Origin of the sequence: Methanosarcina sp. KYL-1 (assembly GCF_024372725.1) — an archaeon.
In the GTDB taxonomy this organism is placed as follows: domain Archaea; phylum Halobacteriota; class Methanosarcinia; order Methanosarcinales; family Methanosarcinaceae; genus Methanosarcina.
Genome location: NZ_VOUA01000048.1, coordinates 1 through 14,833 on the forward strand (window position 1 = coordinate 1; position 14,833 = coordinate 14,833).

The following is a 14,833-nucleotide window of genomic DNA, read 5'->3' on the forward strand; positions in this document are numbered from 1 at the left end:
CAACCTCATTTTAAAAAGAAGCAATGTTTTATCAATTTAAAGGAGCACAAAAAATGTGCGAGGGTTCACTTCATCCCCGACCTAAAGGACGGGGTATTCGTGACCCTCCGCGCTCCCGATGTAATAACCGGAATTCAGGAAACACCAGCATGAATGACAGGAAACTCTACCGGCTTTTTGCATTCTCACTCGTAGCAAGCTCAGTAATCCTCTATTTCATCGAATACCTGCTGATGGGTGACACAGGCAGCATCTTTTCCATGTTTGTAGGGAACCTGGCATTCCTCCCCATAAATGTCCTCCTGGTCACGCTGGTCATCCACAAGCTGCTCAACGACATGGAAAAAAGCAACAGGATCGAGAAGCTGAACATGGTCATAGGGACCTTTTTCAGCCAGACCGGGACCCGGCTGCTGGCGTTCTTTTCAGAGGCAGACCCTGGGATTGAGGAGATTAGGAAGTACCTGATCGTGAGAAAGGACTGGAGCGAAAAGGAGTTTTCGGACGTGAGCCGGAGGCTGAAGAATTACGATTACGCAATAAGGGCAGGAGCTCTTGACCTTCCGGGCCTGCGGGACTTTCTTGAACAGAGAAACGACTCCCTCCTACGCCTGCTTGAAAACCCGGTGATGCTTGAACACGAGACCTTTACCGAACTCCTGAGGGCAGCCTTCCACCTGACAGAAGAACTGCTGAACCGGAAAGACCTGGATGAACTCCCCCCAAGCGACCTGGAACACCTGGAAGGGGATGTAAGAAGAGTGTACAGCCTGCTTGTCTACGAGTGGGTCGCCTACATGGAGTACCTGAAAGACAATTACCCCTACCTCTTTTCCCTGTCCATGCGGACGAACCCCTTTGACAGGGAGGCTTCCCCTGTAGTGAAGTAAACTGTAAAGAGCAAAACTGTGAAGAGCCTGGACCCGATTTTTGCAATGCTCCGGGGTTGCAAAATAAATAACCCTGAATTCACTTATATAGGTCCAGCTCGTAACTCATTTCATGCTTCAAAGAAGAAAGCGTTTGCTTGCAATACTTTTTCTGGTCTTTTCTCTTACCGGCCTTTTAAATTCACAGGTCCTGATATGCAGTGCAGGTACACAGGGCGAAAACCCCGGCCCTGAAGCCCGGGTTTCAGGAACAGAACCGCAACCTGTCTTTCCGGTGCTGCCCGGACTCGGGCTTGATAAGCTCCTGATCCACACTTCCAGAAGCCATCAAAATCAAAATCAAAACCAAAATCAAAACCAAAACCAAAACCAAAATCAAAACCAAAATAAAAATCAAACCCCGGAAAACACGGGTATGCAGATGCAATCACAAAACATGCCCTCTTCCCGGAACCGACCAGCTCAAAGCAGCGCAAACCCCGGAAAAGCAGAAGCAAAACCAAAACCAAAAGACCTGTTCAGCCAGATAGAGAAGGCTGTGGGCTACTATAACAGCGGAATCGATGAAGTTCCCGCCCCCCTGAAAAAACTTGCCGGAAATGACATCATCCTTCTGGACATTGAAATGAAGGACGGCAGCAAATTGCAGATCAAAGCCGTTACGGAAAACGGGAGAATTGTCGAGTTTAGAAAACTAGCATCAGGCGAAGATGTGGATGCCTCTGTTTCGGTATATGGCAATGAAGCCACGTTCAGGGAAATAATGTATTCCGGAAACCCTCTCGATACCTTTGTTGAGGCCCTTAACAATGGAAAATTGGACATTGAGGCAAGGGGACTGCTTAAAAAAGGGGCACTTTTAGCAGTAAGGGAGCTATCCTGAAAGGAAAACCGATTAACAGAAGTAGAACCTGAAATGCCAATCCTCATTTACCGGCCCGCGGGAATTAATCTCTTTTCCCCATTCTGCAAACGAACCTCTCATATGATTACTGAGCCCTCGGGCGCCAACATCTTTTCCCCGCTCATGCAGACAAACCCTTTTGACAGGTAGGCTTCTTCCATAGCAAGTAACTGGAAACTGCTTTCAATAAAAGTGGACCCTTTAAGTGAACCTTTTTCGTTAAAACTGTCGGAAATCTTCTGTAAAAATTATAGTAAAAATTACAACTTATTGTTTCCTTAATTTCAGGATGAAAACCTGCCTTTGGAATTAAATAATTATCCACTGCCCGTATGGAAAATATATATTTAAAAGGTTCTAAAGCTTTATAATTCAAAATAAAACCTTTAAAATCCTTTTTTGAGTAAGTCGAAATCCTTTTGGAGACAGGATTTTTGAGTGAAAACAACAAAAATATGTTTATGACATAAGGCTATATGACACTTATATTTATTTATTAGTAATATAATAGATTATATTAATTTTAGAGAATAATCCCTAAAAAATATTTGTGTGATAATAAAAAAGATCCATTTTAAAAAAATGGGTGTGATGAAGCTGGCAAAGAAAAACAATACAACACCAAAGTTACTTGTAGTGCTCGTGGTGCTCCTGATAGGAGTGCCCGCGGCAACAGCCCCTCCAACCGCGCTTTATGTAGACGGATACGGGATAGGAGGCAACTATTCAACGATCCAGGCAGCAGTAAACGATGCGGGCCCCGGAGACACAATTTTCGTTTACCCCGGAACATACACGGAAAGCGTTAACGTAGCTTCGGCCAGAGACGGTCTGAGCATTGTCTCCGTGTCCGGAAACCCTGAAGACACCATCGTCATGACTCCTTCCAGCAATCCCTGTTTCTACCTCGCTTCGAACGGCGTGACGATTCGCGGGTTCGGGATGGACGGCTCGGCATATTATGGTCCCAATTCAGGCGTACACGCGGAATCCCATAACAACGTAATCGTCAACAACAGCATCGATAACTGCATCTTCGGAGTAAGTTTCGGGGCTTCCGGGAACAATTACCTGAGAAACAACATCCTGAACGATACCTATCCCCTTTACCACTCGTACAGCCAGTACCTGGAAAACGATATAGACACGAGCAACCTTGCTTACGGGAAGTCCATCTATTATCTGGTTGGCATGTCCGACGTCCCTGCGGATTACTTCGACGACCCGGCCCTGATCTACCTGGTCAACTGCTCGAACGTAACGGTAAGCGACCTGACCCTGGAAAACGGATATTACGGGCTGTTCCTGTACAGGACAAACGATTCAATCATTGAAAACAACGTCCTGTCGAACAACGAGTACGGGATTTACCTGGAAGAGTCCTCAGGAAACACAATTTCAGGAAATAACGCAAGCGACAGCGATAACGAGGGAATTTACCTGGAGTATTCGAACGGAAACGAGATCCTTGACAACGAAGTATATTATTGTGGGGACGAAGGGATTAACCTCGAATATTCGGATAACAACACCATTTCAGACAACACTGCAAACGAAAACTACAAGGGTATCAGGCTCTACGAGTCGGAGTTCAACAACATAAGCAGCAACAATGCAAGTTGCAACGAGTACCCCGGAATCGTCCTGTGTGAAGCCGACAACAACACCGTGACATGGAACACCGTGCTTGAAACCTCTGATGGAAAAGGAATCAACTTATACTACAGTTCCAACAACACCCTGAGTTACAACACGGTAAACGACTCCTATTCAAAAGGAATTGACCTCTATTCCGAATGTAATTACAACACCCTGATCGGCAATACCGTGACCTACAACGAGTGCAAGGGTATTGAAATCGACGGGACCCACAACACCCTGATAGGCAACAACGTGAGCTATAACGGGGGTACAGGGATAGCCACTGATGATTCAGATGCAGAATTCACTACCCTGATAGATAACATCGTGAATTACAATGGGTGCAACGGGATACGTCTGCAGGGTTCGAACAATTATGTAGAAGGGAACACCGCAAACGGCAATGAAAACGGAATTTTCCTCGGAAGCTGCTATGAAACTCCTTACAACAACACAGCTATAAACAACACCGCAAGCGGAAACATATACTGCGGGATCCTGCTCCGCTACATCTATGAAAGTGAAGTTTCAGGAAACACCGCCGACCAGAATGGAGTTGCAGGCATCTACCTCTCCGAGTGCGGAGAGAACAACGTGACGGATAATACCGTTGATTCGAACGGGTACATAGAAGAAGGAATTGAAAGGGTATCCCTGACCGCTTCGGATGAGAGCAATAAGGAGAGCAATAAGGAGAGCTGCAAGAAGAACTCCGAGAAAACCACATTCAAACTGGGTTTTGACCTCAGTAAATTATTCAATCTTTTCACATCAAGCAGCGAGTACCCCAGTGCCGGTATTTACCTGGAAAACTCCTATGATAACAACCTGATCGGAAACACCATCGAAAATAACAGCGGCTCAGGGCTGTCTTTGACAGACTCCGAAGGCAACACGATATACAACAACTACTTCAACAACATCAATAACACCTACCTCGACGAAAACCCACTGCCCCCCTTGCTGGGAATAGATGCCCCCAACGTCTGGAACATAGACCTGACAGAAGGAGAAAACATTGTTGGAGGTCCCTACCTCGGAGGAAACTTCTGGGCAACGCCCGAAGGCAACGGTTTCTCCCAGACGGCTGAGGACGAAGACGAAGACGGCATCTGCGACGCCGCATACAATGTCACCGAAGACGGGGAAAATGTCGACTACTTCCCGCTTATAGAAGTCCCGGAACCCGAACCCGAACCTGAACCCGAACATGTGAGAGAAAGTAGGAGTTCCCCGAATTACATCCCCGCCCCTTCGGGAGACAATGCAGGACCTATTGACGCTGTGCAGAAAAAGGTCGTTGCAGGCACGGAAACCCATTTCCAGTTCCAGAACCCGGAAAATGGGGTGCTCGGAGTCGGCTTTGAGTCCGAAGGGTATTCCGGAATGGTTGTAGTAAGAGTCGAAGGAGCCGATGAAGAAAACAGCGGAAGCGTAGATGAGCCGAAAGGCAAAGTCTACAGGCACATGAAGATCTCTATCGGAAACGAACGCTTCGAAGAAAACCTTGACGGAGGATACATCGAATTCAGGGTCCCGAAGAGCTGGGCGGAAGAAAACGGAATCGACCCCTCAACAATTGCCCTGAACAGGTACAACAACGACAAATGGAACGCTCTTCCCACCGAAATGACCGGAGAGGATGACGGGTTCTATTACTTCCGTGCAGAAACCCCGGGCTTCTCCCTCTATGCAATCACAGGAGAACAGAAGAACACCGGAGCAGCGGAAGAAGCTGAAGTAATAAATCCGGTTGAAGAGGATGAAAGCGAAACCATAACAGGAGAAGAGCAGACAAAGGATGAGAAATCCGAAAGCTCACCGGGCTTTGAAGGCACCTTTGCAGCACTCGGAATCCTGGCCTCAGTCTTCTTCGTAAGAAAAGGAATGTTTAAGTGAGCCGTTCCTGAAAGAAAATAAACCAGAGATTGAGAAAAAAGAGAGAAACAAAAAGAGAAACAAAAAGAGAAACAAAAAGAGAAACAAAAAGAGAAACAAAAAGAGAAACAAAAAGAGAAACAAAAAGAGAAACAAAAAGAGAAAACGGAATATAGAGAAGACATTTCTGTCTTCTCATTTTCCTTTTCTTATTAATTCATCTCTTCTTATTTTCTCTCTTCTTGTTTTTTCATCTTTACTTATTTTCTGATTCCTCAGATTTTTTCCATTAACTTTTTAATATCTTCCTTGATCTCGGAAGAAAGCTTTTTTGCAGCGTCTCCGGTGGAGTCGACCAGTTTTTCAACCCTGCCGGTTATTCCTTTGACTTCATCCTTCACATCAATGGACTTGATTTCCCCGGAAAGGGACTTGATTTCCTCGTTTATGCCCTTTGCCAGCTTAGAAGCTTCGCTTCCTGTTTTCTTTGCAAGGGAATCAAGGTCATCTCCAAGCTTTCCAATCCTTTCCTGAAGCCCCAACCCCTTCTTTCCGGTTTCAGCTCCTTTCTCTGCAGTTTCCGCTAGTTTTGCCATATTAAACCCCCAGAATTGTCTTTAAATTGTCTGAAAATCGTCTTTAAAAATCGTTATTTTTTCTGCATTTATTAATTAGAAACCGGAATATAAAAACTATCCCGAAAAACCCTGATTCTGTAATTCGAGAAAAAAATAAATAACGGAAAAAACGTTACTGAGAAAAAATTCATGCAACAATAGTTTAAACATTTGGAAAGAACATATAAAAATAGATCATCAGGGCTTCCGGACCGGAGATTGGGGAGGGGTGCCGGAAGAAACCTTTGCAGACCGGATTTATTATTAAAGTATAAATTGAAATAGTATGCTGGCAAAGAGTAAGGCAAATCCAACTTATCAAAAGAATTAAAATCAGGCACGAGATAACCTCATTAAAACGAAAGAGGAGCCATGCAGACCTTAATCATATGCATAGACAGGGACAACGACCTCGGCGAAAAAGCAAAACTCGGAACCCCTATAGTAGGGCGGGAGGCAAACGTTGAGGCAGCAGTTGCTCTCGGGATAACCGACCCTGAGGACTCGGATACGAACACCATTTTTGGGGGGATCCGGATCCTTGATGAGCTGCGGGCAAAGGGAGTTGATGCCGAAATCGTTTCTTTTGCCGGGGACAAAAACGTGGGGGTGATCTCTGACCAGAAAATCGCAGAGCAGCTCGATACATTCCTCAAGTTGCATGAGGTCCAGAGGGCCGTATTTGTCTCGGACGGGGCAGAGGATGAGACCCTCGTCCCTATCGTGCAGTCCCGCATAAAAATCGATTCCGTACAGCGCATTGTTGTGATGCAGAGTGAAAACCTGGAGAGCACCTACTATATCCTGAAGCACGCCTTTAGCGACCCCAAAATATCCCAGACCTTTTTCGTGCCCCTGGGGCTTGCTTTCCTGATTTATGCGATATTCCTGCTCGCCCAGTACCCGGAAGGGGCAATTGTGGGAATCCTTGCTGCCGTCGGGGTTTACATGCTGTACAGGGGCTTTGGGCTCGACGACACCGTTGCCCTCCAGAAAGAGCGGCTTATGGACGCTTTTCAGGAGCAGAGGATGGTCTTTATCACCTATACGGCTGCAGTGCTGACAGGAATTGTTGCCACCGCTTACGGAGCTTTAAGGGTATGGGGACTTTATTCCGAAGAAGGAGTCTGGTACCATGGAACCCTTACCCTGATCTCGGTTTTCATCAATGCGTCCATCTGGTGGTATGCAGGAGCATTTCTCCTTGCGGGCCTGGGAAAGATTTTCGACCTCAGGATGGACGGGAAGCCCATACAGAAAAATATCTCCATCTCCCTCTTCGTGGTTTCCACCGGCCTGCTCTTCTGGGGAGCCAGCACCTACCTGCTCGCAGCAGCCTCCCTTTCAGGCAGGTTTACCGGCGATGTTGACCTGGCCCTCCAGTATTTTGTCTACTCAGTCATTGTTGCAGTCCTCATAGCCCTTGCAGGGATCAAACTCTCCCTGTCAAGCCCGGACCTCGAAGATGAAAAGAAAGGGAGAGGGAAGGGAAAGAAAAAACTTGCGTGAAAAAAGGAGAAATCAAAATGGAAGAAGCGGTGGAAAATATCGAAGTTGCGGTGCTCGGTGGCGTGGGTTATTCATACAGGGACTTTGAAAGCCGGGCCGTGCAGACTCCCTACGGAGAAGTTACTGCCTACGTGACCGACATTCGAGGAAAAGGAGTTGCAGTCATCCCCAGGCACGCCGGGATTAACCACATCCCCCCCCACAGGATCAACTACCGCGCAAATGTATGGGCCGTGCACGCCCTGGGAGCAGAGCGCGTCATCTCCACAAACTCGGTGGGGTCCATGCGCGGGCATCCCGTAGGCAGCTTTGTCGTGCTTGACGACTTCATAGATTTTACCAGGAACAGGCCCTCAACCTTTTACGACGATTCAACCGTCCATGTGGACGTCTCGGAACCTTACTGCCCGGAAATCAAAGCAGAGCTCAAGAATGCCCTGGAGAAACAGGGACACCCGTATGCGGAAGGAATCTACGCCTGCACCGAAGGTCCCCGCTTCGAGACCAGGGCCGAAATCCGCATGATGAGCCAGTTTGCCGACGTTGTGGGCATGACCGGGGTTCCGGAAGTCACCCTTGCAAAAGAGCTAAGCCTCTGCTATGCGTCCCTTGCCATCATCACGAACCAGGCCTGCGGGATGAGCACCCAGAAACTGACCGCCGACGAGGTCACGGAAGTAGTGGGAAAAGCCCAGGCCTCAATCTTCGAGATCCTCTTGGGTGTAATAGAAAACATCCCCAAAACCCGGAACTGCAGGTGCAGGTCTGCAAGGGAAGGCGCCTGCCTTTAAAAAAAGCCGGGAAACGTATAATAATATAAATAACCGAATGATAAAATATATACATGGAAAGGCCTGTAGAAGAAAGCACCTGTGATTAAACGCCGTGATTGATGGCCGTAATCGAATGCAGTAATCGAATGCAGTAATCGAAAACTGTAATCGAAAACTGTAATCGAAAACTGTAATCGAACGCTGTAATTTACCATATGCTTAGAGTTATACTTCAGGTGCTGATTCTTAAAGGCAGACCGGTGCTTCAAAGACATCGGGTTCTTTTTCTGAAATTCCGAAAGGAAACATTCTAAAGGAAGCCTGCTAAAGGAAACCTGTTAAAGGAAGCCTGCTAAAGGAAGCCTACTTATATCATTTACATATCAGGATAAAAACAATGACACTATGGGTCCTCAGCTACGCTGAAAAATCGAAAGTAACCGTATTGACCATACAGGATCGGATGAGACAGCCGACCTCAGTGGCAGAACTTGTTATAAAAGAGAGTTATAAAGGCCCTCGCCCTCATAAAATAAGGCTCCTTTCCGCCAAAAATAAAAAAGAAGAATTTCTTCCGCCCCAGAAATTCATAGAGCTCCTGCGCAGTGCAAACAGGATTATGATTGCCGACGGAGGGGACCCCGAAAACGAGGCTGCTTTCCTGAAAATGCTTGAAGGGTTTCAGCTAGATGCGGACAGGGTAAAGGTCTGCAGGCACTGCCTTTTAAACAAACGCTTTAACTTTGTAAATAACAAATCCATCAAATTCCATAATGAACTCATCTGCATGGAGTGCGCAAAAGAAGAACTCCAGAGAGGAATCCGTTCAGCCGATGGGAATTACGGGGAAAAGTCCGTGGATTTCCTGGAGAAGGTCCTGGAAAAAACAAGGGACCTGGACCGGACCCTGAGGATGCTGACCCCGGAAAGGCTGGACCCTGAGTTTACCCGTTACGACACCATAAAAACAAACCCTTCTGCGTCTTCGGTCCGGATCAAAAACCTCCCCCTTGTAAAAAAATTCAAGGATATGCTCCTCCAGAAGTCCGAGACCCTGCTCCCGGTCCAGGCACTTTCCGTGGAGGCCGGGCTGCTGGAAGGGAAAGACCAGTTCGTGGTCTCGGCAACCGCAACCGGAAAAACCCTGATAGGAGAAATGGCAGGGGTCCAGAACATCCTTAACAAAAAAGGGAAAATGCTCTACCTGGTCCCCCTTGTTGCCCTTGCCAACCAGAAGTACGACCAGTTCACGGAACGTTACGGAAAGCTGGGGCTCACAACTTCCATAAAAATTGGAGCAATCCTCATCAAGACCCCGCAGCGGGTGAAAATGCAGACCAGCCCGAACGCGGACATAATCGTTGGGACCTATGAAGGAGTGGACCACATGCTCCGCTCCGGAAATGCCGATTTCCTGGGCAAGATCGGGACTGTTGTCATTGACGAAGTCCACATCCTCGAAGACCTGGAAAGGGGGCACAGGCTGGACGGGGTTATAGGGAGGCTGCGCTACATTGCTCCCGAGGCCCAGTTCATCTACCTTTCGGCAACCGTTGCAAACCCGGCAGCCTATGCAAAAAAACTTGGGGCCCAGCTGATCCGCTACGAACACCGCCCGGTCCCTATCGACAGGCACCTTCTCTTCTGCCAGGAAAGCGAAAAGTCCCGCCTGATCACCCAGCTTGCAAAAGACGAGTACTCCATGCTCTCTTCCAAAAAGCACAGAGGACAGACTATCGTTTTTACAAACTCCCGGAGAAACTGCCACAGGCTTGCAGGAGCCCTGTCCATTCAGGCGTCTCCTTACCATGCAGGGCTTTCCCAGTATGAGCGGAAAAAGGTAGAAACCCTCTTCGGGACAGGGCAGCTCCCGGTTGTCGTTACCACAGCAGCCCTTGCAGCCGGTGTGGACTTTCCTGCGTCCCAGGTGATTTTCGAGTCCCTGGCAATGGGGATTGACTGGATCTCGGTCCAGGACTTCCTGCAGATGAGCGGGAGGGCGGGCAGGCCCGACTACCACGACAGGGGTGTTGTGGTGCTCATGCCTGTGCCCGGAAAATCCTATGCAGGCTCCCAGTCCGACACGGAAGAAGAAGTCGCAATCAGACTCCTGCAGGGAGAGATGCTTTCCGCAGGGGTGGAATACGGGGAAGCCGAGCAGCTTGAGGAAATCCTCGCATCGGTTGCCGTGACCAACTCCATGCAGGACCTGAGGAAAATCCACGGCCTGATGTTCGGGAGCTACGACCTTGAAAAACTGGTCTCCCGCCTCCAGAGCTATCGCTTCCTGGAGAAAAAAGGAAACAAAATAGCACTTACAAGGTTCGGGAAAATCGTTGCGGCCCATTTCCTCCCGGTCTCGAAAGCCTTCCTGATCCGGGACGCCGTGCTTGCGGAAAACAACCCCCTGAATATCGTTACAAACCTGGAATTTTTCGATGCCGCCTACTTCAAGTATGCAAACCAGATAGGAAGCTCCCTGCACGTAAACATGCCCTCCAGGGTATTTCAGGGAGCGGGACTTGATATCATCTTTGACGGGGAATCCCTCTCCCTGCTTGACGCAAAAATACAGAACCTAATGCTCAGTTTTGCGGGGGATTTCTTAAGTTGCACCTGCAGGGATTCTCCCTACTGCGGCTGTGCCGAACAGAAATTTTCGGAAAAAATAATAAGGCTGCGCACGGAAGGTCTGGACCCTTCCAGGATCATAAAGCGGTTTGAAGACAGCTACGGGATTACCGCATACCAGGGCGACGTTTTCGGGTACCTGGACAACGCGGTGCGCAACCTTGACGCCGTGGAGCTGATCGCCAGGGTCCACTCCAGAAAAGAAATCGCAGAGGAAGCCCGGCATCTTAGAAAGAAAGTCCAGGGATGAGAAAAACGCAAACGTTTTTGCAGATCAGTATTAATTATACAGGTAGTACAGGTAGTCAACGACGGAGGTAGTTTTTATGACCGAGGATGTAGAATCCAGGGAAAATGCAGAAAGCGAAGCTTCAAAAAAGGTTAAAAAAGGCATCACCATTGAGTTCGTAAAACCCGATAACTTCCGGCAGATCTATGCGATCGGAGCCGCAGGAGGGCACAGCCCCTACGACTTCAGGATCGGGTTTTATAATGACACCCCAAAGATGTTTGGGGACTCTTCCGAATCCAGGGTCATCGAAAGGCGTGTTGAAACCGAAGTCATACTCTCTCCGGTTGCTGCCCTTGAACTGAACCGCTGGCTGACCCAGCACATCCACGAATACGAATCCATGTTCGGACCCATAGCAAGGGCGATCCCCAGGCCCAAGAAAGAGCCTGTAAAACCCGTTGCTGACAGCACCGAGATCCAGGGTTACATCTGAACCTGGCCGACGAGGTTTGATAAAAGGCCTGTAACGGCTTTTGAACAGGAATTTCCGGGCTGAAGATTCCGGGTTGAAGATTCCGGGTTGAGGATTTCGGGTTGAAACCTCTTCTGGAAAAATTCTAAGAGATTCTGAAGAACGATGGCTATCATTCCTTCTTCAGAAATTCATTATTTAGAAATTCAGAATTCACAGAATCCTTCTTTAGAAATTCAGAATTCATAGAATCCTAGTTGAAATTCAAAAGTTGGAAACTCCGTTTTAAGATCCTTTTTTACTGTAAGCCGGGAACTTTACATTAGAGATATCAGGCGTTTTAGATATTCCGACACAGGATTTGCCGAAATCCTGGGAAATAACTAATATAAATAAATTTTTATCATAATTTACCATTTAAGGCAGTTAGTATAAATAATTTGCTTTTATTTAGGAAGTTTTGAGAGATAACTATATTAACAGAAAGTAAATTTTGAAATTTAAGCGTAAAGTTTAATATTATAAAAGATCCGTACGTTTCTAACATTTATAAAAATGGCAAAAATAAATGTAAATAAAAAATGGCAAAAAAAGTGTGAAATGAGTGTGCTTCGGACCCCTTCAAGAGGTTACTCTTTTAAAAAACGTCATGGAGAATTTGACCGAAAGTACACACCCCAATAAAAATTCGGAGCATATCCATGGATATCTGGACGCTTATAAACGGCTTGATCTACCTTATGGCCTTTGCCCTTTTCGGGTGGGTCCTTCTGGATGCGAGCAAGGTTTCCAAAAAATGAATTTGTGTTTTTTGGAGTATAAACGGATTTTTTAAAAAATAGGTTTTTAGAAAAAGGAGGTATAAAAAAATGGCAGAATCGACTTCAAATACCTCACATGCCGGAGGCCTCGTAAAAACCCTCAGGCCTTACCATGTCTGGGCTCTTGGCGTAGGCATAGTGCTTGTAGGGGAGTACATGGGCTGGAACTTCACCATCGCAAAGGGAGGCGTTTTAGGATCCCTTTTTGCAATGCTGGTGGCAGGGACCATGTACACCGTAATTTCCCTCTGTGCAAGTGAACTCGGCTCGGCAACGAAGCTTGCAGGCGGGCCTTATGACTGGGCCAGGCTCTTTGTGGGCCCCGGGGCTGCGGCAATTGTGGGACTTGCAGTATATATGGAATTTATCGCCCTTGAGGCAGCCGATGCGATTGTTGTTGCTTTCATCGCATCCGAAATCTTCCCCCAGCTCCAGGTCTTTCCCGTAACCCTCTTTGTGATAGCCCTTCTGACTTTTATCAACTACCGCGGGGTCGTGGGCGCCCTTACACTGAACTTTGCGCTTACGATGCTGGCTTTCTTTGCAATCATCACTTTCTTCTTTGCAACCGCTCTTGGTGCAGTAGAGACCCACCCTGGCTACCTGCTGGAAGGTGCTATGCCTAACGGCCTTATAGGGCTTTTTGCGGCCTTGCAGTTCGGGCCCTGGTTCTTCCTGGGGATCGAAGGGGCAGCCATGTGTGCCGAAGAATGCAAGCACCCCTCAAGGGCAGTCCCCCTGGGCCAGCAGGCCGGGATGATCACTCTCCTTGTGGGAGCCGCAATGACGCTTTTCCTCTGCACAACGCTTATCCCCACGGATGCCCTGGGTGTTTCCGTCTACCCACTCTTTGAAGCTGCCCAGAACAGCGGGGTTTTCATCTTCGTTGCCCTGCTCGGGGTCGGGACCCTCCTGACCTGCATTGCCAGCGCCAACGGCTGTGTCTGTGACGCCTCAAGGTCCTGGTTTGCTCTCTCAAGGGACGAATACGTCTCCCCCTGGTTTTCAGCCGTGCACCCGAAGTACAGCACTCCCTACAAAGCCGTTATCTTTACGGCCCCTATCGCCGTTGCCTTTGCGTTTAGCGGTTTCCTGGACCAGGTCATTACTTTCTCCATTGTCTCGGGGCTGCTCTGCTACGTGCTGATCCCCTTCTCCCTGATCCGCTTCAGAAAGCTCTTCCCGGAAAGCACAAGCAAGATAAGGCCCTTTGCAGGCCCGCTCCAGCCCTACATTGCCTACTTTGCAATCGGGATTGCAATCCTTATCATGTCCACCCTCTTCTGGGGCTACAGGTACAACCTGCTCTTCGGGCTCCTCTTCTATACCATTGCCTACTTCTATTTCTCTTCCAGGCGCAAACACACGTCCGGAAACGAGCCCCTCTGGAGTGAACTAGGCTGGCCCGAACCCGAAAAAACACCCGATCAGAAGCTAAAGGAGGTGAGCTGCATTGAGTGCAGCAGGTAATACAGCAGCCAGTGCCGCCACGCAGAGCAAATACGGCAGCAAGCTGAACATGGACTCGGTCCTGATCGCAGTCATGCTCATCCTGCTCTACAGTGTGCAGCTCTTCCTGGTCTACTCGGTCTTTTCAGCAACAAAGCCCGTACTTTCCGAGTACTCCGGCCTGGTCCCGGTCTACCTCTTATTCGTGGGACTGATGTTCACCATCGAGACCATCGGATGCCTGAGAGTCCGCCAGTCCATAAAGCAGCACATGCACGAATTCCGCTATTATGACTGAGGAGGGATTTCATGAGCGCAAATAAAAAGAGTGCAAATGTAAGTGCAAATAAAAGTGTAAACAAAAATTCAAGCAAAAAAGAAAGAAGCCTGCTAATGCAGGCCCTCGACATTGCCTTCATCTTCGTGCTGGCTTTCGTCTGCCTCGTGGTCCCGACGACCCTCCAGGGCGCAGTCCTGGTCTCCTGGGAAGAAGGTGGAGCCGGAATAGGCTTTGTCTGGGACCCCGTAGGCTACTTCGGGCTCATGCTTGTGATCGTGGGCTTCTTTGCCTTCATTCTCTTCCATTCGGTGAGAAATTATAAGGCTTGAATCAGTTTTGAGTCGAGAAGTCTGCCTCGATTACGGGGCGGATACTTTTCTTTTTTGTGCCCCTGTCCGTAAATAGAATAGGACTTACGCACTTAAGGTATAAAATCAAACACATTCGATTTGACAGATGAGTCTCTGCCCCTTGGCAGTGACAGATAAGTCTCTGTCCCATGATAGTTATTTTCGTGATTTTGGTTGAATTATTGGCATATGCTAAAATGGAACTACAAATATCAACACCCTCATTTTTTAGGTTGTACACGAGAAATAAAGAAATAATGTAACTATTCAGCCCACTGCTAAAAAAGTATTTTTTGAGCAAAATCTGCAATTATCAGGATAACAGCGGCGCTCCATTGAGCGCCGCTATAATAGCATCCATGGCATTCAGGCCATTCTTTCTAATT

Annotated in this window: 13 protein-coding genes; 11 read left to right on the top strand and 2 right to left on the bottom strand. The window is 47.9% G+C overall.

The window, feature by feature from the left end; genetic code table 11:
* Positions 1-149 precede the first annotated feature (149 nt).
* Positions 150-890: a hypothetical protein gene (locus FTO70_RS17570; protein ID WP_255337073.1), complete on the top strand. Its 741-nt coding sequence runs from the start codon at positions 150-152 to the stop codon at positions 888-890.
* A 164-nt stretch (positions 891-1,054) separates the two neighbouring features.
* Here FTO70_RS17570 and FTO70_RS17575 read toward each other — a convergent pair whose 3' ends face one another.
* The gene (locus FTO70_RS17575; protein WP_255337074.1) at positions 1,055-1,321 is read right to left on the bottom strand and encodes a hypothetical protein; all 267 of its coding nucleotides are present in this window, start codon (positions 1,319-1,321) and stop codon (positions 1,055-1,057) included.
* On the opposite strand from FTO70_RS17575, the gene FTO70_RS17580 reads away from it, so the two are divergent.
* From FTO70_RS17580 to FTO70_RS17590, 3 genes are all read left to right on the top strand, one after another.
* Positions 1,312-1,773, top strand: a complete 462-nt coding sequence (locus FTO70_RS17580) for a hypothetical protein (RefSeq protein WP_255337075.1) — start codon at positions 1,312-1,314, stop codon at positions 1,771-1,773. The genes FTO70_RS17575 and FTO70_RS17580 overlap by 10 nt on opposite strands.
* A 603-nt stretch (positions 1,774-2,376) precedes the next feature.
* Entirely contained in the window at positions 2,377-5,334 is a 2,958-nt protein-coding gene (locus FTO70_RS17585; protein ID WP_255337076.1) for a NosD domain-containing protein, read from the top strand.
* Positions 5,335-5,363: 29 nt separating this feature from the next.
* A complete protein-coding gene (locus FTO70_RS17590; RefSeq protein ID WP_255337077.1) occupies positions 5,364-5,489 on the top strand; it encodes a hypothetical protein in 126 nt (41 codons plus the stop codon).
* 99 nt (positions 5,490-5,588) lie between these two features.
* Here the strand turns inward: FTO70_RS17590 and FTO70_RS17595 are convergent, their stop codons facing one another.
* Entirely contained in the window at positions 5,589-5,909 is a 321-nt protein-coding gene (locus tag FTO70_RS17595; protein WP_255337078.1) for a hypothetical protein, read from the bottom strand.
* Between the two features lie 393 nt (positions 5,910-6,302).
* Here FTO70_RS17595 and FTO70_RS17600 point away from each other — a divergent pair, with 393 nt between their 5' ends.
* From FTO70_RS17600 to FTO70_RS17630, 7 genes are all read left to right on the top strand, one after another.
* Entirely contained in the window at positions 6,303-7,439 is a 1,137-nt protein-coding gene (locus FTO70_RS17600; RefSeq protein WP_255337079.1) for a DUF373 family protein, read from the top strand.
* A gap of 17 nt (positions 7,440-7,456) precedes the next feature.
* Complete coding sequence (gene mtnP / locus FTO70_RS17605; RefSeq protein ID WP_255337080.1) at positions 7,457-8,230, top strand: S-methyl-5'-thioadenosine phosphorylase; 774 nt, start codon at positions 7,457-7,459, stop codon at positions 8,228-8,230.
* 379 nt (positions 8,231-8,609) lie between these two features.
* Complete coding sequence (locus FTO70_RS17610; RefSeq protein ID WP_255337081.1) at positions 8,610-11,093, top strand: DEAD/DEAH box helicase; 2,484 nt, start codon at positions 8,610-8,612, stop codon at positions 11,091-11,093.
* Between the two features lie 76 nt (positions 11,094-11,169).
* Positions 11,170-11,568: a DUF3467 domain-containing protein gene (locus FTO70_RS17615; protein WP_255337082.1), complete on the top strand. Its 399-nt coding sequence runs from the start codon at positions 11,170-11,172 to the stop codon at positions 11,566-11,568.
* Positions 11,569-12,416: 848 nt separating this feature from the next.
* Positions 12,417-13,838, top strand: a complete 1,422-nt coding sequence (locus FTO70_RS17620; protein ID WP_255337083.1) for an APC family permease — start codon at positions 12,417-12,419, stop codon at positions 13,836-13,838.
* Positions 13,822-14,115 (top strand): monomethylamine permease, encoded by a 294-nt coding sequence (locus FTO70_RS17625; RefSeq protein ID WP_255337084.1) that lies wholly within the window; start codon positions 13,822-13,824, stop codon positions 14,113-14,115. Before FTO70_RS17620 ends, FTO70_RS17625 begins: the two co-directional genes overlap by 17 nt.
* An 11-nt stretch (positions 14,116-14,126) precedes the next feature.
* Positions 14,127-14,426 (top strand): AcrB/AcrD/AcrF family protein, encoded by a 300-nt coding sequence (locus FTO70_RS17630; RefSeq protein ID WP_369694406.1) that lies wholly within the window; start codon positions 14,127-14,129, stop codon positions 14,424-14,426.
* Positions 14,427-14,833: the final 407 nt, after the last annotated feature.

Excerpts from the sequence above, each read along its gene's own strand:
- FTO70_RS17570 (WP_255337073.1), top strand. The coding sequence starts at position 150 with ATGAATGACAGGAAACTCTACCGGCTTTTTGCATTCTCACTCGTAGCA.
- FTO70_RS17580 (WP_255337075.1), top strand. The coding sequence starts at position 1,312 with ATGCAATCACAAAACATGCCCTCTTCCCGGAACCGACCAGCTCAAAGC.
- FTO70_RS17595 (WP_255337078.1), bottom strand. The coding sequence starts at position 5,909 with ATGGCAAAACTAGCGGAAACTGCAGAGAAAGGAGCTGAAACCGGAAAG.
- FTO70_RS17600 (WP_255337079.1), top strand. The coding sequence starts at position 6,303 with ATGCAGACCTTAATCATATGCATAGACAGGGACAACGACCTCGGCGAA.
- FTO70_RS17585 (WP_255337076.1), top strand. The coding sequence starts at position 2,377 with ATGGGTGTGATGAAGCTGGCAAAGAAAAACAATACAACACCAAAGTTA.
- FTO70_RS17610 (WP_255337081.1), top strand. The coding sequence starts at position 8,610 with ATGACACTATGGGTCCTCAGCTACGCTGAAAAATCGAAAGTAACCGTA.
- FTO70_RS17630 (WP_369694406.1), top strand. The coding sequence starts at position 14,127 with ATGAGCGCAAATAAAAAGAGTGCAAATGTAAGTGCAAATAAAAGTGTA.
- FTO70_RS17620 (WP_255337083.1), top strand. The coding sequence starts at position 12,417 with ATGGCAGAATCGACTTCAAATACCTCACATGCCGGAGGCCTCGTAAAA.
- mtnP (WP_255337080.1), top strand. The coding sequence starts at position 7,457 with ATGGAAGAAGCGGTGGAAAATATCGAAGTTGCGGTGCTCGGTGGCGTG.
- FTO70_RS17615 (WP_255337082.1), top strand. The coding sequence starts at position 11,170 with ATGACCGAGGATGTAGAATCCAGGGAAAATGCAGAAAGCGAAGCTTCA.